This is a genomic window from Flavobacterium swingsii (assembly GCF_900111965.1).
GTDB classification, from domain to species: Bacteria; Bacteroidota; Bacteroidia; order Flavobacteriales; family Flavobacteriaceae; genus Flavobacterium; species Flavobacterium swingsii.
In genome coordinates this window covers 317,847-338,212 of sequence record NZ_FOJT01000004.1, presented here as the reverse complement: position 1 = coordinate 338,212, position 20,366 = coordinate 317,847, and the positions used below count along the sequence as shown (strand labels likewise).

The following is a 20,366-nucleotide window of genomic DNA, read 5'->3' as shown; positions in this document are numbered from 1 at the left end:
TGCCTTCCGTTAAGAAAGGCATTTTTAAATTTTATTTATGAATGATGAAGTTCTTCTTCTCCATCTTTCATTGGTACTGTTTGAGGGACAAAATCTTCGTCGTGCCCTGGTTTGCTATAATCATAAGGCCATCTGTGAACCTCTGGAATAGCACCTGGCCAGTTTCCGTGTATGTGTTCTATCGGCGCAGTCCACTCAAGTGTGTTAGATCTCCATGGGTTTTGTACTGTTCTTTTTCCGTAAAAAATACTGCTAAAGAAATTCCACATAAATACTATTTGAAATGCTGCTCCTACTAATGCAAATCCTGTAATTACTTGATTCACATCCGCTAAATCATCAAACAAAGGGAAGTTAGAGTTTGTATAATAACGACGTGGTAAACCAGCCATTCCTATAAAGTGCATTGGATAGAAAACACCGTAAGCACAAATTGCTGTTACCCAAAAGTGAATATAACCTAAATTTTTATTCATCATTCTTCCAAACATTTTAGGAAACCAGTGATATACACCAGCAAAGAATCCGTACAATGCAGAAATACCCATTACTAAGTGAAAGTGAGCTACAACGAAATAAGTATCGTGAACATTAATATCTAATGTACTATCTCCTAAAACGATTCCTGTAATTCCTCCTGATATAAAGGTAGAAACCAATCCAATAGAAAATAACATCGCAGGATTTAACTGTAAGTTACCTTTCCAAAGTGTTGTAATATAATTAAATGCTTTTACCGCAGATGGAATTGCAATTAATAAAGTTGTAAATGTAAATACCGAACCTAAAAATGGATTCATTCCCGAAATAAACATGTGGTGACCCCAAACAATTGTCGATAAAAATGCAATGGCTAATATAGAAGCAATCATCGCACGGTATCCAAAAATCGGTTTACGAGAGTTTGTTGCAATAACTTCAGATGTAATTCCTAAAGCTGGTAACAATACAATATAAACTTCTGGGTGACCTAAGAACCAAAATAAGTGTTCGAACAATACTGGAGAACCACCTTGGTAATGTAAAACTTCACCTGAGATAAAAATATCTGACAAGAAAAATGAAGTGCCGAAACTTCTATCCATTATAAGCAATAATGCTGCCGATAATAGTACTGGAAACGAAATAATACCAATGATAGCTGTAACAAAGAAAGCCCAAATAGTAAGTGGCAATCTTGTCATAGACATTCCTTTTGTTCTTAAATTAATTACTGTAACAACATAATTTAATGATCCCATTAATGAAGATGCAATAAATATTGCCATAGAAACTAACCACAAAGTCATACCTGTTCCAGAACCTGGAATTGCTTGTGGCAAAGCACTTAATGGCGGATAAATTGTCCATCCTGCCGATGCTGGTCCAGATTCAACAAAAAGAGATGACAACATAACCACACTCGATGTGAAAAATAACCAATAAGAGACCATGTTCAAGAATCCTGATGCCATATCTCTTGCACCAATTTGAAGTGGAATTAGTAAATTACTAAAGGTTCCAGACAAACCAGCGGTTAGTACAAAGAAAACCATGATTGTACCGTGAATGGTAACTAATGCAAGGTAAATATCATTACGCATTACTCCTCCTGGCGCTAATTTTTCACCTAAAAGAAAGTCAAAAATAGCAAATGGTTGTTCAGGCCAAGCGATTTGCATTCTAAAAAGTAATGACATGATAACTCCAATGATTCCCATGATAATACCAGAAATTAGGTATTGTTTAGCAATCATTTTGTGATCTATACTAAAAATATATTTAGTTATAAAAGTGTCTTTATGGTGGTGTTCGTGATCGTGATCATGTGCGTGATCGTGGTCATGAGATGCTGCTGCCATAGTTTTTTATTTTAAATTTTAATTGTATAATTATTTTACTGCAATTGGAGTTGCAACTACCGCAACTTTTGTTGAATCTACTTTTTTAGCAATTACTGGTGTTGCCACTGGAGCATTTTCGGCTGCTTTAGCTATTTTTTCATCAATAACTGTTTTTGCAATTGTTGGCTGGTTTTTTAACCAATTTTGATAGTCTTCTGGAGTATCTACAACTATTTTCATTTGCATATTGTAATGAGATGCACCACAAATTTTATTACACAACAATAGATAATCAAAAGTGTAAGGATCTAGTGGCGATTCTCCATTAGCAACTAATTCGGTACTTTTTTTAGAGCGAATTTTGTTAATGTTATGTACTTTTTCAATCATGTGTTCTGTTTGACGCATTTCGTCAGTAGTCATGATTGGTCTGAAAGCAAATTGAGTTACCATTCCTGGTACACAATTCATTTGTGCTCTAAAATGCGGCATAAAAGCAGAGTGCAATACATCTTGCGAACGCAATTTGAAAACAATTTTTTTACCTTTTGGAATATGCAATTCTGTTGTTGCAATATCGTCTTGAGCATTTGGATCTTCCATGTCAACACCCATGGTGTTTATACCTTCTATCAAACGTACATTAGCTTTTCCTAAGACATTATCCTTTCCTGAATAACGTGCTGTCCATGCGAATTGTTTTGCATATAACTCGACATACATAACATCTTCATCTTCATCAACAAACATAATATTTGTCCAAGTATATAATCCGTAAAGGATTAAACCCGCCAAAACGAATACTGGAATAATTGTCCAAATGAATTCTAACTTATCATTATCTGCGAAGTAAACTGCTTGTTTTCCTTCTGCTCCTCTATATTTGAAAGCAAAATAAAACAAAAGTGCTTGCGTTATTGCAATAACAAAAAATACCACTCCAAATGTTATCCACATTAAGTTGTCATAATCGGTTCCGTGCTCTGATGCAGGATCAATTAATACTAAATGACTCCATGCAAACAATCCGTAAATTACGAAAATGTATAGAAAAACAAGGAAACCAAACATTAAATATCCTTGAATATTATTGTCCTTATTATCTGCAATTTGAGAACGATTTCTGTTTGCTCCAACTTGAGTCAAATCGAAAATCTTCGTCATTTGCCAAATTGCAACACCTACTAAAAGTAAAACTATAATTACCAACAAACTTGTCATCTGTTTTTTGTTTAAATATTAATAATGAAAATGCTTACTTTCGTCGATAAGTGGATTTCCTTTTGGCAATAATGGTTGTTTTGCAAGTGTAGTAAACACTACAAATATAAACAATCCTAAAAAGAATAATATCGAACTTATTTCTGAAATTCCAATAAACCATTGATCACCAACTGTTGCTGGATAAATCATATTATGAAAATCTAAATAGTGACCACATAATATTACGATTCCAGCCATAGATATAATCCAAGGAACACGTTTGAAATCTGTATTTATTAAAATTAAAATTGGAAATACAAAGTTCATAGCTACCATCCCGAAGAAAGGCAAGTTATAATGTTCGATTCTAAATTTAAAATAAGTTACTTCTTCAGGGATATTTGCATACCACATTAACATAAATTGAGAGAACCATAAATAAGTCCAGAATACTGAAATACCAAACATAAATTTAGCTAAATCGTGAAAATGACTGTTGTTTACATTTTCTAAATATCCTTTAGATTTTAAGTATAATGTTGTTAGTGCAATTACAGTAATTCCGCTTACGAAGAAACTTGCAAATACATACCACCCAAATAAAGTACTATACCAGTGTGGGTCTACAGACATAATCCAATCCCAAGACATCATAGATTCTGATACCAAGAAGAAAGCTAAAAATGCTGCCGATGCTTTGAAGTTTTTCTTATAATAAGTCGCATCATTTGTTTCATCTAATAATAAAGCATTTTTACGAGTGTATTGACGGTAAAATATCCAACCACCCATAAAAATGGCAGCTCTGATTAAGAAAAATGGCACGTTTAAATAACCTGCTTTTCCTTGAATTAATTCATCGTGTTTTACAACTTCAGGATCCATCCAAACAAATAAATGATTGAAATGTAAGCTTGATAAAACTAACAATACATAAACAATTATAGCTCCAGGAACTAAATAAGACGTTAATGCTTCCATCACTCTAAATAAGACTGGCGACCAACCTGCTTGTGCAGCGTGTTGTATAGCATAAAATGCTAAAACTCCTAGTGATATTAACATAAAGAATAAAGCAGCAACGTATAAAGCAGCCCAAGGTTTGTTTTGCAACTGATGAAAAACGTGTTCAACATGTTCAGCGTGTTCTGCATGTGCATCGTGAGCAACTTCATTACCTTCAGATTTTGCTTCGTGAGTATCATGAGCTGGTGTAGCAACAGCAGCAACATGCCCTTCTTCAACATTTTTTGAAATCGAATCTAAATGATTTACTGCTAAAGCTGCAGAATCTTTAACAATTTCTGTCACATGTACTTCTTCTTTGTGAGCTGGCTTAGCTTCATGTTTAGATGCTGATGCTTCATGATGTTCACCATGACCTGATGCAAGAATAGCTTCTACTTCCTCTGTATTTTTAGGGGCAGTGAAAAAACCATAACCAATTCCTAATGCTCCTAAAACCATTAAGATAAGTGACAGATTTTTTAATTTGCTTGAAAATGTATACATAATTTATAAATAGATTGTTTTACAATTATAATTCAGACTTAAGTTTCAAAACATAAGCGGCAACTTGCCATCTTTCTGTTTGCGACAATTGATTTGCATGAGATCCCATAGCATTTAAACCATAAGTTTCAACATGATAAATACTTCCAATAGAAACATCTCTGTCTGCATAACTAGGAACTCCAAGAAATTTCTCTCTTTTTGATAAATTCCCTTTTCCATCTCCTTTTTCACCATGACAAATAGCACAGTAAATCTCGAACAATTCTTTTGCTTTTTCAGAATCGACCGCAGTTGAATCTAATGGAGAAGTAGTGATGCTTTTTGAAGCTAAATAACCAGCAGGTGTATTTGGTATTTCATAAGGAACAAAACCTCTTTTTATAGAACCTTGCACAGGAAGTTGTCCTTCTTTTCCGTTTTTGAAAGCGCCAGATTCTGAATAAGTTTCATATCCTGCTGATTCGTACATATTAGGAAAAAATTGATAGTTAGGCTTTAACTTATCTTGACATGAAAACAGCAATGAAGATAACCCCATTAAAACTGCTAGTGTGTATACTTTTTTCATAGTTCTGATTAATGCTTTTCTACTACTTTAACTTCTACAGCCCCTGTGTTTTTTAGGAAAGAAGTTAATTCATCTTCATTATTATTTACTGCAACTTCCATCAAGAAGTGATCGTCTGTTGTACGAACATCTGGATTTTCTGCTGTTTTAAATGGCCATAATTTACTTCTCATATAAAAAGTAATAACCATTAAGTGGGCTGCAAAAAATACTGTTTCTTCAAACATAATTGGCACGAATGATGGCATATTTTGAATGTAAGAAAAACTTGGTTTACCACCTATATCTTGTGGCCAATCTTGAATCATGATATAATTCATCATCCAAGTTCCAAAAGACAAACCTGTTAAACCATACAAAAAGGCACAAATTGCGATTCTTGTTGGTGCCAATCCCATAGCTTTATCTAGCCCGTGAACTGGAAACGGTGTGTAAACCTCTTCAATATGATGGTGTGCTAATCTGGTTTGCTTTACAGCATCCATCAAAACATCGTCATCATTATATAGTGCATGTATTACTTTATTACTCATGACTTATTAGTGATTATCGTGATTATGTCCATTTTGTTCTCTTTCTCTTTTGTAATTATCTCCCGATGATTTCAAGATAGTTTTTACTTCTGCTTGAGCAATCACTGGGAATGATCTAGAATAAAGTAAAAACAACACGAAAAAGAATCCAATAGTACCTATAAAAATACCTATATCTACAAATGTTGGCTGAAACATCGTCCAAGAAGACGGCAAGTAATCACGGTGTAACGAAGTTACAATAATTACAAAACGCTCAAACCACATTCCTATATTTACTACAATTGATATAATAAATGAGAACATAATACTTGTTCTTAATTTTTTGAACCACATAAATTGTGGAGAGAATACATTACAAGTCATCATGGCCCAATATGCCCACCAGTAAGGCCCAGTTGCTCTGTTTAAGAACGCATATTGCTCATATTCAACTCCTGAATACCATGCTACAAAAAGCTCTGTGATATACGCACATCCTACGATAGAACCTGTAATCATGATTACAATATTCATTAATTCGATATGTTGAATTGTGATATAATCTTCTAAGTTAGATACTTTTCTCATAATAATAAGTAAAGTATTTACCATTGCAAATCCTGAGAATACTGCTCCAGCCACGAAATATGGTGGAAGAATAGTTGTATGCCAACCTGGTACGATTGACGTAGCAAAGTCAAAAGATACAATCGTGTGTACAGAAAGTACAAGTGGTGTTGCTAAACCTGCCAAAACAAGTGAAACTTCCTCAAAACGTTGCCAATCTTTTGCACGACCTGACCAACCAAAACTTAATATTGAATATACTCTTTTATTAAACGGTGTTACAGCTCTATCACGAATCATAGCAAAATCAGGCAACAATCCTGTCCACCAGAAAACTAATGATACAGAAAGGTATGTTGAGATTGCAAAAACGTCCCAAAGTAATGGCGAGTTAAAGTTTACCCAAAGTGAACCAAACTGATTCGGGATAGGTAAAACCCAATATCCTAACCACGGACGACCCATGTGGATAATTGGAAACAAACCTGCTTGCATTACAGAGAAAATTGTCATTGCTTCTGCAGAACGGTTAATCGCCATTCTCCATTTTTGACGGAATAACAATAATACCGCCGAGATTAATGTTCCAGCGTGACCGATACCAACCCACCAAACGAAGTTAGTAATATCCCAAGCCCAACCAATTGTTTTATTTAATCCCCAAGTTCCAATACCTGTTGTGATGGTATAAATCATACAGCTTAATCCCCACAAAAATGCAGCTAAAGCTATATAAAATACTGTCCACCATTGTTTGTTGGCTCTACCTTCTACTGGTCTAGCTACATCTACTGTAACGTCATGATAACTTTTGTTACCAAAAACCAAAGGTTTTCTAATGGGTGCTTCGTAATGAGACGACATAATTTAATTTTAGATTTTAGATTTTAGATTTCAGATTTATAAAAATCATCTTTCTTATCTATATTTTACAATTCTACTTTGTACCTATTATTACTAATTTCTAACTTTTACGTGGTAAAATACATTTGGTTTTGTGCCAATGTGCTCTAACAAGTGATACATTCTTTTATCTTCTGATAATTCTGTTACTTTGTCTTCTTTGTTGTTTACATCTCCAAAGACCATCGCTCCAGAAGTACAAGCATTAGAACAAGCAGTTTCAAACTCATCGGCTTTTACTTCTCTTCCTTCACGTTTTGCTGTTAGAATTGTTTTTTGTGTCATTTGAATACACATAGAACATTTTTCCATTACTCCACGAGAACGAACGTTTACATCAGGATTTAATACCATACGACCTAAATCGTCATTCATATGATAATCAAATTCATCGTTTCCGTTGTATAAGAACCAGTTAAAACGACGTACTTTATAAGGACAGTTGTTTGCACAATATCTTGTACCTACACATCTGTTATAAGCCATGTGGTTTTGACCTTGACGAGAGTGCGAAGTTGCTGCCACAGGACAAACAGTTTCACAAGGTGCGTGATTACAATGCTGACACATTACTGGTTGGAAAGCAACTTGAGGATTATCCGACGGTGTTTCCATTCCACGTAAAGTAGCAACAGAATCCATCAATCCTTCGCTTCCTTCTTTTAATTTATTATCTCCTTCAAATGTTGTTGCAGCAGAATAATATCTATCGATACGTAACCAGTGCATATCACGACTTCTTCTTACTTCCGATTTTCCAACAACTGGTACATTATTTTCTGCATGACAAGCGATAACGCAAGCTCCACAACCTGTACAAGCATTCAAATCTATCGAAAGATTAAAGTGATGTCCTACTGAACGATCAAAAGATTCCCATAAATCAACACTTGTAGCTGGCACTTCTTTATGATCTAAAGAAACCATAGGAACAAGATTCCATTCTCCAGCTTCTTTTGTATTAAATATATCAAGGGAAGTTTCTTTGATAATATCACCACGACCCATTAATGTTCTTTGTAGTTGAACACAAGCAAATTCGTGCTCACCATCTTCTTTAGCAATACTTACATTTTGTACATTACTAAAGTTATTATATAAAGTATAGGCATTTACTCCTACTTGCATTTCTTCTTTCATAGCCGCTTTACGACCATAACCTAAAGCCAATCCAACCGTTCCTTTTGCTTGACCTGGTTGAATAATTACTGGAACTTTTTCCAATTTCACTCCATCAACAGTCAAGGTAACGTAACTTCCGTTAAGTCCTCCGTTAGCTACATTCCAGTTTTCGATTCCTGAAGTAGTTGCATCTGCTTGTGATATTGTTAAATAATTATCCCATGATGCTCTTGTAATTGGATCTGGAAATTCTTGTAACCAAGGATTATTTGCTTGCTGACCATCTCCTAAACCAGTTTTAGTATACAATACCAATTCTAATTTTGATGCTGCGGCTTTCGCCAAAGTTGAAGCAGCTCCGTTAAAATCAGCACCAGCTCCAGCAGAAGCTGAAACTCCTTCTGTAACCGCTACACCATCATGAACCAATTGGTTCCATGATTTTGCACCTGACCAAGAAGCACGAAGATAATCGTAATAAGTTTGTGTATTTCCCGTCCAAGATAACAACGCATCTTGAAATTGAACTGTATCAAATAAAGGACGAATAGTAGGTTGTGTTAAAGCATAACTGCCTTTAACAATACTTACATCTCCCCAAGATTCTAAATAATGTGGTGTTGCTACTGCGATGCTTGAAATAGCAGCAGTTTCATCTTCTTTCATTGCAAAAGCAACAGAAAGTTTTACTTTTTTCAATGAATCTGTAAATTCTTTTCCGTTTGGCAAAGAATAAGCTGGACTTACACCATTCATAATTAATGTATGAACAGCTCCCGATTTCATATCAGCCAAAAGTTGTTTTACATCAGCGTTATTTCCTTTACGGATTTGACGTGTATTTACTGTATTAAAAGCTTCACTTGACAATGCTCTATTGATAGCTAAAACTAACAATTGCGCATTTTTATCATCAATACCACAAACTAAAACACCTTTGCTTCCAGCGGCTTTTAGTTGTTGTGCAGCTTTCATTACCGCTTCATCTTTGGCAGAACCTATCGAAGAACCAGTAATTACGTTATATATTTGAACTAATGCTTGTTTTTGATTTGCAACAGTCATTGGCACACGCTTATCAGCAGCAGCTCCAGACAAAGTCATGTTTGATTCAAACTGAAAGTGACGTGACATTTTTCCGTTTTGAGGAATACGACCTTGCGCATATCCTGAATCGAAACCACCACCTTGCCAATCTCCTAAGAAATCTGCACCGATAGAAACAATTACATTAGCTTTTGAAAAGTCATAATCAGCTAAAGCTCTTTCTCCATAAACCATTTGAAAAGCATCTAACGCTTCTGATGAAGAAACCGCATCATAAGTTACATGTTTTGCATTTGGATTTGAAGCTAAAAACTGAGCAATTAATCTATCAGTAGATGGACTTGCAGCAGTATTTGTTAGCAATACAACTTTTCCTCCTTTTGCTTTAGCATCAGCAACACTAGCTTTAATTTTAGCATTTGCTTGATCCCAAGTTGCGTCTTTACCAGCAATTTTTGAAGTTTTCAGACGCATATTATCATATAATGACAATACCGACGCATGAACACGTGCATTTGCATGGAAATTTGCACCAGCAATTTTATTATTTTCTATTTTGATAGGACGACCTTCACGAGTTTTTACCAAAATATTAGCAAAATCGAAACCATCGGCGATAGTTGTAGCATAATAATCAGCTACTCCAGGGATAATTTCTTCAGGTTGAACTACATAAGGAATTGTCTTATGCACTGGACCTTCACAAGCTGCAAGTGAAGCAGCCGCCGTAGTAAATCCAACGTACTTAAGAAAGTCACGACGTGTTGTAGAAGATGTAGCTAAAGTAGCAGCATCACCTAAAAATTCATTTGTTGGAATTTCTTCCACAAATTCGTTATTTCTAAGCGTCTCAACAATAGAACTATTTTCGTTTAGTTCTTCAACACTTTTCCAGTATTTTTTGTTTGATGACATATTGTATATAAAAATTAGCTTCTTAGTAATATATTAATAGTGACATTTACCACATTCTAAACCTCCCATTTGCGCCGCAGTCAATTTGTCTACACCGTATTTTTTAGAAAGTTCTTCGTGAATTTTTTTGTAGTAATCATTTCCTTCTACTTTCACATCCGTTTCGCGGTGACAGTTTACACACCAACCCATAGTTAATGGTGCAAATTGTTTTTGAATCTCGAAAGTTTCAACTGGTCCGTGACATTTCTGACACTCGATTCCAGCCACAGTTACGTGTTGTGAGTGATTGAAGTAAACAAAATCAGGCAAATTATGAATCCTAACCCATTTTACCGGCTTGGTTTTTCCTGTATATTTTTGAGTTGTTTTATCCCAACCAACTGCATCATATAGTTTCTGAATCTCTCCTGTGTAGTATTCTTTTGTGTATTCAACGTAAGTTGAATCTTTATCTCCTTGGAATTCAGAAATGTTTTTATGACAGTTCATACAAACATTTAATGAAGGAATCCCAGCTGTTTTACTTGTTCTTGCAGATGAATGACAGTATTTACATTCGATACCGTTATCACCAGCGTGAATTTTGTGTGAATAATGTATTGGCTGAATTGGCGCATAATCTTTATCAACACCTATTTGAGATAGGTAACCGTAAACAAAATAAGCACTTGTTAACATTAAAAATATAACTGAAACCAATACTAAAAACTGATTTTTAGCAAATGATTTCCAGATAGGTAATGTTTTTGCTTTTTCAGCTACTTCGATACCGTTTTCTTTTGCAATTTTATTCAAAACATTGTTTACCATAAACAACATAGCTACTAAAACAGCTAAAATACCAGCTAATAATCCTAAGATTAAGTTGTTTGATATACCGCCTTCAGCACCTTTATCAGGACCAGGAATAGTATCTCCCTTATCTGGCGTTTCAATCACAGTATCAGTATAAGCCAAGATATTATCTATATCAGCGTTTGATAATTGTGGAAAAGCAGTCATTACAGATTTATTATTTTCATTAAAAACCTTTACAGCATCTGCATCGCCTGAAGCGATAAGTTCCGAACTGTTTTTAACCCATTTATAAATCCACGCTTTGTCGTATTTTGCAGTAACGCCACGCAAAGCAGGCCCTGTCATTTTAGCATCTAACTTATGACAAGCCGCACAATTTGCATTAAAAAGTGCTTTTCCCTGTACAGCATCTCCACCAGCGGCAGGAGCTGTAGTTGCAGCAACAGCTGAAGCAGCTTCTTGCGCAAAGGAATTGAGAGAAATGGACATTACAAACGCTAAACTCAGCGCTATTATCCTTGAAATCGATTTATGGTTACCCACTTTTTTCATATATTAAATGATTAACATCTAAATTAGGCCCTGATTTTGCTACGATTTTCGTAAAAAACAGAATTTGCCATTTAAAAAACTTCGACAAAAATACGACTTAAGAACTATTCTCAAAACCTTAAATATATCTTAATTATTAATTTATATCTATTCTAAATAATATTTTTTGATTTCTTTAAGAAGTTAAAATGTATTTTTGCGTAAAAATATATTCATTATGAGAATCTTAAGTTTCAAAAGAGGCGTTTGCTGCATTGTTTTTTTACTGTTTTTGTCTTCCAATTGTTTTTCGCAAGAGGCAAAAACTTCTATTTCACAAGATGCTAGATTCGAACAACTTTTGAACGAAAAAAGAAAAATAAATTCGTCGATAACGATAAATAACCGTTATAAAATTCAAATTTTCACAGGAGATAGTGAAAATAGTAAAAAGGCGTTGACCGATTTTAGAAAAGACAACAAAAAAACCGATGCTACAATCGTTTTTAACACACCTATATATAAAGTTTGGGTTGGAAATTATAAAACCAGAATAGAAGCTGAAAATAAACTTCAATCTTTAAAAAAGAAATATCCGAATGCTTTTTTGGTAAAGCCTAATAAGTAAAATATTATTTAGTCATAGTTGGCTCCCAGAAGACTTTCTCAAAATCCTGAATCTGATTGTCAATTACTACGATTCCTTCGTTTTCTAACAATTGTTGCATCAAATTTGTTCCTTCAAAATGATGCTTTCCTGTAAGCAATCCTTTGCGATTTACAACTCTGTGCGCAGGAATATCTTCTAGGTTATGAGCTGCATTCATCGCCCAACCTACCATTCTGGCAGAACGAGCAGTTCCTAAAACTTTTGCAATAGCACCATAAGAAGTAACTTTTCCGTAAGGAATTTGTCTTGCGACAACATAAACTCGTTCGAAAAAATTATCTCCTACTTCTGACATAATTTAAAAATAAAAATAAAATTTTATAATATGATACAAAGCCAAAATAGCAATAGTTCCCGTAACTGAACCTATTATTGTATTCATGTTTTTAACAAGATAATCGGTTTTAGATTCTATCTTCTTAAAAAAATAAATATAACCGTAAAAAACAGCAAACGAACCCAAAACAACACCTATCACAAAACTATATATTGAAGTTGTATTGAAATTAAAATATCCGAATGACGCCAAACTCACACTGGAAAAAACATAATAAGGAACAGGCAAGAAATTGATTGTAGAAATAAACATTCCCAGAAAAAATCGACTTTTTTTACTTCTTATCTTCAATTCCTTTTGTTGCTTTTTTTTAGGCTTTTTCGCAATCCAAAAAAAGTAAATGGTTAAAATTGTGAAAACGCCAAACCCGATTTCTCGAAGCAAATTAACTACTTCCTGATGATCTGCAATGTATCTAGCAAAAATCAAAGCAACGAGTGTCTGAAAAAAAACAACCACCAAAGCTCCTGCAGTAAACAACAAAGCGCGGTTTTTTCCGTCTTGTGTGCTAATTTTTGCCGCCGTCATATTGATAATTCCTGGCGGAAAAACTCCTACTAACGAAGTAATAAAACCTAAAAAAAGTGGCGTGATAATGTTCATTTATTTAATCTTAAAACGAATATAAGTAATAGATTTGTTAATTTCCAAATATTGCTTTTCGTAAAATGTCTGAATTTCAGTTACTTCCTCTGGCGCACCTTCGTTTGTATATACGTTATGATTGGCGTATAAAACTTCGTGACCTTCGCCATGCAATAATCCCAAAGTGTAACCATGCATAAACTCCGAATCAGTTTTTAGATTCATAATACCATCTGGTTTTAGAATTTTTTTGTAAAATTGCAAAAACTCCGAATTGGTCATTCTGTGCTTGGTACGTTTGTATTTTATTTGCGGATCTGGAAAAGTAATCCAAATTTCATCCACTTCGTTTTCGTCAAAAATATGATTGATTAACTCTATTTGCGTGCGAACAAAAGCAACATTATGAAGTCCTGTTTCGACAGCAGTTTTTGCACCACGCCAAAAACGAGCGCCTTTTATATCGATACCTACAAAGTTTTTGTTCGGAAATTTTGCTGCCAAACCAACTGAATATTCGCCTTTTCCGCAACCTAATTCTAAAACAATTGGATTGTCATTCTTAAAAAAATCTTGATTCCATTTTCCTCTTAGTTCAAACGAATTTGACACTACTTCCTCACGAGTTGGCTGAAAAACGTTACCAAACGTTTCGTTTTCCCCAAATCTCTTCATCTTATTTTTACTTCCCACTTTTATTAAATATTTTGGCAAAAATAGGAAAATATAAATCAATAGATATAAACTTATGATAATGTTTCAGTAACGTTTACATTATGAAAAATCGTTGTCTTTGTATAAAATATTTTTATTTTGAAAAAAAGAAAACTAGACGTTGTTGTTATTTCCGATGTACATTTAGGAACTTTTGGCTGTCATGCAAAAGAATTATTACAGTATTTATCTTCCGTGAAACCAAAAATATTAGTTCTAAACGGCGATATCATAGATATTTGGCAATTTAGAAAATCGTATTTCCCTGCTAGTCATCTAAAAGTCATTAAAAAATTAATTTCTTTTAGTACAAAAGGCACAAAAGTTTACTATTTGACTGGAAATCATGACGAATTTTTAAGAAAATTTACCGATTTACATCTTGGAAACATTAGCTTATTAAACAAATTAGTTCTTCCTTTAGATGGTAAAAAAGCTTGGATTTTTCATGGTGATGTTTTTGATGCTTCTATAAATCATGCGAAATGGCTAGCAAAACTAGGCGGTTGGGGTTACGATTTTTTAATTTTAATTAATAGATTTTTAAATTGGTGTTTAGCTAGAATGAGCAAAGAACCATATTCACTTTCAAAGAAAATAAAGGATAATGTAAAATCGGCTGTAAAATTTATCACTAATTTTGAAAATGTTTGTACCGATTTGGCCATTGAAAACAATTATGATTATGTAATTTGCGGACACATTCATGAACCAAAAATAGAACAAATTACAACCGAAAAAGGTAGTACAATGTATTTGAATTCTGGCGATTGGATAGAAAACCTAACTGCCTTGGAATACAATAATAAAAAATGGAAGATTTACAAACATGCTCCAAATGAAGTATTGAAAGAAGACGAAGAAATGCATTTTGAATATGAAAATGAACTTGCAGAACAATTTATCACACTATTAAAAAGATAATGAGTAAAAACATTCTAGTCGCACCACTTAATTGGGGTTTGGGTCACGCCACTCGATGCATTCCTATAATTAGAGCCTTAGAAACGGAAGGCTTCACACCTATTTTAGCTTCCGATGGCGTGGCTTTAGAAATTTTGTGTAAAGAATTTCCGCAACTTCAAGCGATAGCATTGCCTTCTTATCATATTGAGTATCCAAAGAACGGGTCATTTTTTAAACTAAAAATGTTAGCCAATAGTCCAAAAATGGTATCTGCTATTCTTTCGGAAAAAAAGCGAATCAAGAAAATAATCAAAGAATATGATATTTCTGGTGTCATTTCCGACAATAGATTAGGCGTGCGAAACAAGAAAATTCCGTCTGTTTTTATCACGCACCAACTAAATGTGATGACAGGAAATACCACTTGGCTTACCAGCAAAATGCATCAATATATTATAAAAAAATACGACGAATGTTGGGTTCCTGATGTAAATACCATTCCCAATCTTACTGGAAAACTAGGTCATTTAGAAGAAGATATTAAAACCGTAAAATATATTGGACCACTAAGCAGATTACACAGAAAACCGTTGGAAAAGAAATATGATTTGATGGTTATTTTGTCTGGTCCAGAACCTCAACGTACTTTTTTAGAAGAAAAACTAATTGTAGAATTAGAGAATTATGTTGGTGATGTTATTTTTATAAAAGGTAAAATCGAAGCCAAACAAATTATTGAAACCAAAAATAATATCACTTTCTATAATTATATGAATTCTGAAGAGCTTGAAAATTCTTTTAACGAAAGTGAACTAATTTTGTGTCGTTCTGGATATACTACTGTAATGGATTTAGCACAATTAGAAAAGAAGGCGTTTTTTATCCCAACTCCTGGGCAATATGAGCAAGAATATTTGGCTAAAAAATACAAACAAGAAGGTTTGGTTCCTTATTGCAAACAAGAGAAGTTTAAAATCGGAAAATTATCGAAAGTAGAGTTACATAAAGGATTAAAGGATTTTAATACTAAAATAGATTGGAAAGTTCTTTTTGAGATTTTTGAAAAAAAATAACCCTTCCAGAGTTTTAAACTCTGGAAGGGTTGACAATATATACTACTCAAATTTAGTTTTTTCGTGCTTTATTGTTTTTGCATTAATTACAAAATAAATAGATTCTGCAATATTTGTGCAATGTTCACCTATGCGTTCCAGATGTTTTAAAGCCAAAATTAAATTGGTTCCAGAACCTACCGCTTTTGAATTTAGTTTCATTTCGACAACAATTTCTTCAATAACTTTTTCGGTTGCAACACGAATTGCTTTGTTTAAAGCAAAAATTTCTTCGATGGTTTTTTCTTGTTGTGTTTCGAAACATTCATTGGTTTTTTCAGTAATCGCTTCAACGTTTTTTGTGATTGATGCCACATTAAATTTTACAACCAAATCGTATTTTTCTTTAACACTTTTAGAGCTTTTTATCACACTAATAGCTAAATCTCCTATGCGTTCTATCTCGCTAGAAATTTGCATTGCCGACATAATAAATCGCAAATCTGAAGCTACAGGTTGTTGTAAGGCAAAAATATTTTGACAAATTTCGTCGATTTTTACATCAAGTTTGTCAATTTTATTTTCGTTTTTTTTAAGCTTTTTACCCTTTGTATTTGGATCAGAAAGCAAGGTTTTCATCGCTTCAGCAATTTGACTTTCTGATAAAATACCAATTTTTATGATTGCATTTTTTAATTTTGTTAATTCTATTTCAAGTAATGATGCCATAATTTAAAATTTTAGATTGCAGATTGTAGATTGTAGATTTATTCATAATCTTATCCAAATCTTCCTGTTATATAATCTTCCGTTTGCTTTTTTGATGGTTTTGTAAAAATAGATTTTGTTTTGTCCATCTCTATTAATTCTCCCAAATAAAAGAACGCTGTATAATCGCTTGTTCTTGCCGCTTGTTGCATATTATGCGTCACAATAATTATCGTGTATTGCTCTTTTAATTGATGTACTAATTCTTCTATTTTTGAAGTAGAAATAGGATCAAGTGCACTCGCCGGTTCGTCCATAAGAACAATATCTGGGCTTACCGCCAATGTTCTTGCAATACACAAACGTTGTTGTTGTCCGCCAGAAAGCCCCATTGCTGAATCTCCTAATCTGTCTTTTACCTCATCCCAAATTGCAGCTTGACGTAATGATGTTTCTACAATTTCGTCTAGTTGCTTTTTGTCTTTTATTCCATTTATTTTTGGTCCGTAAGCGATATTCTCATAAATAGACTTTGGAAACGGATTTGATTTTTGAAAAACCATTCCGATTTTTTTCCTAATGTTTACAACATCAACATTTTTATCATAAATGTTTACGCCTTCCACAAGCATTTCTCCTGTGATTTTTACATCTGGAATCAAATCGTTCATTCGGTTGATACTTCGCAAAAATGTAGATTTTCCGCAGCCTGAAGGTCCGATTAATGCGGTAACTTTATTGCGCGGAATTTGCATTGAAATTTCGTTTAATGCTAATTTCTCACCGTAATATAAGGATAATTTATTTACTTCTATTTTGATATCTTTCATATAGATATTTTATTTTTTTAACTATTACGAAACTTTCTTTCTTCTAATTCTTGAACGGATTATTACTGCTACAATATTTAACGATATGGTAAGCATTAATAAAACCAATGTGGTTGCAAATTGAATAGGCATTGTTTTTTCGACATCGGACGATTGTGTCGACATGATATAAATATGGTAACCCAAATTCATAAACTGATCACTCACCGATTTTGGTAAAGTAGCTAAATAATACGCTGCTCCTGTAAACAAAATAGGCGCTACCTCTCCAGCTCCTCTACTCACTGCAAGAATGGTTCCTGTCATAATTCCTGCAACAGATTCTGGCAAAACTACTTTTCTTATGGTTTGCCATTTTGTTGCTCCCAAAGCCAAACTCGCTTCACGTAATTCTCTAGGAACTGTTTTTAAAGCTTCTTCGACCGAAACGATAATAACTGGTAAGGTTAATAATGCCATGGTTAAACTCGCCCATAAAATATTAGGTTGTCCCCAATGTAATTGGCCTGCATTAAAAGTTTTATCTATTCCTGTTCCTATAAATTGAATAAAGAAACCCAATCCGAATAATCCGAATATAATGGAAGGTACAACTGCCAATGTTCTTACAGAAAACCTCACAGCGGCTGCAAATTTCGAATTTTCTGCTGCGTATTCTGTCAAATAAAGTGCTGTTATGGTTCCAAAAGGAACTGCGGCAAGCGACATCACGATTACCAATATAAATGTTCCTATAATGGCTGGAAGAATTCCGCCTTTTGTCATACCATCGGTTGGAAAAGAGCTAATGAATTCCCAAGAAAACATATCCCAACCATTGTAAACAATAATCCCAATGATGAGAAACAAAACGGCAATGATAAGAATCACGGCAGCTAGTGTCGAACCAACTATCAATCTTCCTTTTAAATCGGAGGATTTAGTATTGCCTGCAAAAAACAAGCTTTTTTCTTCGGTTGTAGTTGTATTCATGATTTATTTACCTTGAATTTTTTTAATTAATTTTCCTTTTACATAAAACTCCGCCAATGCATTTAATCCAAAAGAGAAAACAAAAAGCAATGAACCTATGAAAAACAACACACTATAATGGGTTTCCCCAAAAACAGTTTCCGCCATTTCCGATCCAATTGTTGCTGCAAATGTTCGCACACTTTCAAAAGGATTTGCGGAATTTAGTGCTGCATTTCCTGTTGCCATCAACACAATCATGGTTTCACCAAAAACACGTCCAATTCCTAACAAAATGGCAGCAAAAATACCCGGAATAGCTGCTGGTAAAGTGACAAAAAAAGCGGTTTGCCATTTGCTTGCTCCTAGTGCTAGACTGGCCTCGGTATAAGTTTTAGGAACTGCCGAAAGGGCATCTTCAGAGATTGTATAAATAATTGGAATAGCGGCAAGTGCCATTGCGACTCCTCCTACAAATGCATTTAATCTTGTTTCATAACCAAAAAGATTTTGGAAAAATGTTGCCATAATCATTAAAGCAAAAAAACCAATCACTACTGATGGGAATGCTGCCAGTAGTTCGATAACGGGTTTTATAATTTCTTTAGCTCTTTTTGACGCAAAAGTAGAAGTGTAAAGCGCTGCTAAAACACCTAATGGCCCAGCAAATAACATGGCAATTATGGTAACCTTTAGTGTTCCTATAAGTAAAGCAATTAACCCAAATCGTGGGTTTTCCGAAACAGGAAACCATTCGCAACTTAAGAAAGTACTCCAAGTATTGTTTTTTCCTTCTTTGTTTGTCTCGGTTATTTTAGGCGTTTCTTCTTCAGTTCCAACAGTTAGCTCTTCAACGGCTTCTCCGTAGGTTTCTGGTTCTAGCTCATTAGTTTCAACGACATCAATTGCGGTTAAATCTTCGGTTGGTGTCCCGTAAGTTTCTGGTTCTAAATCTTCCGTTGGCGCTCCATATGTTTCTGGCTGGGTAGTTGAAGTGACTTGAATTTCTGTTTTTTCGACTGTTTTTGAACTGCTAAACAAAGGCAATGATTCCTTAAATACAAAAATGAAAATCAAGAAAATAATAGCTATTGACAAGAAAGCAACGCCAGAAATAATTTTTTCTGCTAGAAATTCAGACCAACGAAATTGCTTTTTCAGGCTTTCTTTAGTAAAACTGAAAGTTGTAGGGTTTTGAGAACTCATCTTAATGATTTAAAAATAAAACTCCCGCCAAAATTATTGACGGAAGTTACGTAATTTTATTATTTTATTGGATAATATCCAACTTCTACAATCACTTTTTGTCCTTCGGCACTTAATATCCAATCGATAAACTTTTTAGTATCACCCTTTGGTTTTTCTTTCAAGTACATATACAAATATCTTGCAATTGGATAGGTTTTGTTTTTTATAGTTGCCGCAGTAGGTAAAACTCCTTTGCTTTTAGCATCTTTTTTTACTTTACAGTCTTTTACACCTTCTGCATAAGCTGCACCACCATAACCTATTCCGAATTTGTCTTTTTTTACTGCATTGATAATTGCAGCCGTTCCAGGTAAAGTTTGACAAGCGATTGCAAAATCAGTTTTTACAACATGTTCTTTAAAAAATTCGAAAGTTCCAGAACTACTTTCTCTTCCGTATAATTGGATTTTTACATCAGGTCCGCCCACTTGTTTCCAATTGGTAATTTTACCCGAAAAAATATTTCCTAGTTGTGCAATGGTTAATTCTGAAACAGGATTTGATTTGTTTAAAAAGATAGATAAGCCATCTTTAGCGCAAGCGATTTCTACAACATTTTTATTGTATTTTGCTTTAATTTTTTCCATTTCAGCCGGTTTTATTGGACGGCTAGAGTTGGCTATTTCAGTCGACCCATTTATTAATGCCGCGATTCCTACACCAGATCCTCCACCTGTAACTTGAATCACGGTTGCTGGATTTTTCTTCATATAAATTTCAGCCCATTTTTGAGATAAAATTACCATGGTATCAGAACCTTTAACAGTTATTTTATTTACTGTTTTAAAAGAAAACCCTATAGTCATGATTACCGCTAATAGGACTATTATTTTTAATTTGTTTGTTTTCATTTTT

Annotated in this window: 19 protein-coding genes; 3 read left to right on the top strand and 16 right to left on the bottom strand. The window is 34.0% G+C overall.

Going from position 1 to position 20,366, the window contains the following annotated elements; all coding sequences use genetic code 11:
* Positions 1-35: 35 nt before the first annotated feature.
* The 8 genes from BM053_RS08640 to BM053_RS08605 form a co-directional block, all read right to left on the bottom strand.
* Positions 36-1,841, bottom strand: coding sequence for a cytochrome c oxidase subunit I (locus tag BM053_RS08640; RefSeq protein ID WP_091476405.1), 1,806 nt, complete (start codon positions 1,839-1,841; stop codon positions 36-38).
* Between the two features lie 30 nt (positions 1,842-1,871).
* Positions 1,872-3,044 carry a cytochrome c oxidase subunit II gene (locus BM053_RS08635; RefSeq protein ID WP_091476402.1) on the bottom strand — a complete coding sequence of 391 codons (1,173 nt, stop codon included), beginning with the start codon at positions 3,042-3,044 and terminating at the stop codon, positions 1,872-1,874.
* Positions 3,045-3,062: 18 nt separating this feature from the next.
* A complete protein-coding gene (locus BM053_RS08630) occupies positions 3,063-4,538 on the bottom strand; it encodes a cation-translocating P-type ATPase (protein ID WP_091476399.1) in 1,476 nt (491 codons plus the stop codon).
* Between the two features lie 25 nt (positions 4,539-4,563).
* On the bottom strand, positions 4,564-5,109 hold the full coding sequence (locus tag BM053_RS08625; RefSeq protein WP_091476395.1) for a c-type cytochrome: 546 nt from the start codon (positions 5,107-5,109) through the stop codon (positions 4,564-4,566).
* An 8-nt stretch (positions 5,110-5,117) separates the two neighbouring features.
* Positions 5,118-5,642 carry a DUF3341 domain-containing protein gene (locus BM053_RS08620; RefSeq protein WP_091476392.1) on the bottom strand — a complete coding sequence of 175 codons (525 nt, stop codon included), beginning with the start codon at positions 5,640-5,642 and terminating at the stop codon, positions 5,118-5,120.
* A gap of 6 nt (positions 5,643-5,648) precedes the next feature.
* Entirely contained in the window at positions 5,649-7,055 is a 1,407-nt protein-coding gene (gene nrfD / locus BM053_RS08615; RefSeq protein ID WP_091476388.1) for an NrfD/PsrC family molybdoenzyme membrane anchor subunit, read from the bottom strand.
* A gap of 93 nt (positions 7,056-7,148) precedes the next feature.
* Entirely contained in the window at positions 7,149-10,178 is a 3,030-nt protein-coding gene (locus tag BM053_RS08610; protein ID WP_091476386.1) for a TAT-variant-translocated molybdopterin oxidoreductase, read from the bottom strand.
* Between the two features lie 33 nt (positions 10,179-10,211).
* Positions 10,212-11,531 (bottom strand): c-type cytochrome, encoded by a 1,320-nt coding sequence (locus tag BM053_RS08605; RefSeq protein ID WP_091476384.1) that lies wholly within the window; start codon positions 11,529-11,531, stop codon positions 10,212-10,214.
* Positions 11,532-11,748: 217 nt separating this feature from the next.
* On the opposite strand from BM053_RS08605, the gene BM053_RS08600 reads away from it, so the two are divergent.
* Positions 11,749-12,138 (top strand): SPOR domain-containing protein, encoded by a 390-nt coding sequence (locus BM053_RS08600; protein WP_091476383.1) that lies wholly within the window; start codon positions 11,749-11,751, stop codon positions 12,136-12,138.
* Between the two features lie 4 nt (positions 12,139-12,142).
* On the opposite strand, the gene BM053_RS08595 is transcribed toward BM053_RS08600, so the two are convergent.
* The 3 genes from BM053_RS08595 to trmB are packed head-to-tail and all read right to left on the bottom strand — an operon-like array spanning position 12,143 to position 13,795.
* Positions 12,143-12,475 (bottom strand): MGMT family protein, encoded by a 333-nt coding sequence (locus tag BM053_RS08595; protein ID WP_091476380.1) that lies wholly within the window; start codon positions 12,473-12,475, stop codon positions 12,143-12,145.
* Positions 12,476-12,478: 3 nt separating this feature from the next.
* Complete coding sequence (locus tag BM053_RS08590) at positions 12,479-13,120, bottom strand: lysine transporter LysE (RefSeq protein ID WP_091476377.1); 642 nt, start codon at positions 13,118-13,120, stop codon at positions 12,479-12,481.
* Positions 13,121-13,795, bottom strand: a complete 675-nt coding sequence (gene trmB, locus BM053_RS08585) for a tRNA (guanosine(46)-N7)-methyltransferase TrmB (RefSeq protein ID WP_091476375.1) — start codon at positions 13,793-13,795, stop codon at positions 13,121-13,123.
* Positions 13,796-13,915: 120 nt separating this feature from the next.
* Between trmB and BM053_RS08580 the strand changes: the two genes are divergently transcribed.
* On the top strand, positions 13,916-14,740 hold the full coding sequence (locus tag BM053_RS08580) for a UDP-2,3-diacylglucosamine diphosphatase (protein WP_091476373.1): 825 nt from the start codon (positions 13,916-13,918) through the stop codon (positions 14,738-14,740).
* A complete protein-coding gene (locus tag BM053_RS08575; RefSeq protein WP_091476370.1) occupies positions 14,740-15,795 on the top strand; it encodes a glycosyltransferase in 1,056 nt (351 codons plus the stop codon). Before BM053_RS08580 ends, BM053_RS08575 begins: the two co-directional genes overlap by 1 nt.
* A gap of 42 nt (positions 15,796-15,837) precedes the next feature.
* On the opposite strand, the gene phoU is transcribed toward BM053_RS08575, so the two are convergent.
* From phoU to BM053_RS08550, 5 genes are read right to left on the bottom strand one after another with little or no spacing between them, the layout of a single operon-like run.
* A complete protein-coding gene (gene phoU / locus BM053_RS08570) occupies positions 15,838-16,503 on the bottom strand; it encodes a phosphate signaling complex protein PhoU (RefSeq protein ID WP_091476367.1) in 666 nt (221 codons plus the stop codon).
* 50 nt (positions 16,504-16,553) lie between these two features.
* Positions 16,554-17,312, bottom strand: a complete 759-nt coding sequence (pstB, locus tag BM053_RS08565; RefSeq protein WP_091476363.1) for a phosphate ABC transporter ATP-binding protein PstB — start codon at positions 17,310-17,312, stop codon at positions 16,554-16,556.
* A gap of 24 nt (positions 17,313-17,336) precedes the next feature.
* Positions 17,337-18,284 (bottom strand): phosphate ABC transporter permease PstA, encoded by a 948-nt coding sequence (pstA, locus tag BM053_RS08560; protein ID WP_091476359.1) that lies wholly within the window; start codon positions 18,282-18,284, stop codon positions 17,337-17,339.
* Between the two features lie 3 nt (positions 18,285-18,287).
* Positions 18,288-19,469, bottom strand: coding sequence for a phosphate ABC transporter permease subunit PstC (pstC, locus tag BM053_RS08555; RefSeq protein WP_091476358.1), 1,182 nt, complete (start codon positions 19,467-19,469; stop codon positions 18,288-18,290).
* Between the two features lie 59 nt (positions 19,470-19,528).
* Positions 19,529-20,362: a phosphate ABC transporter substrate-binding protein gene (locus BM053_RS08550; protein ID WP_091476355.1), complete on the bottom strand. Its 834-nt coding sequence runs from the start codon at positions 20,360-20,362 to the stop codon at positions 19,529-19,531.
* Positions 20,363-20,366: the final 4 nt, after the last annotated feature.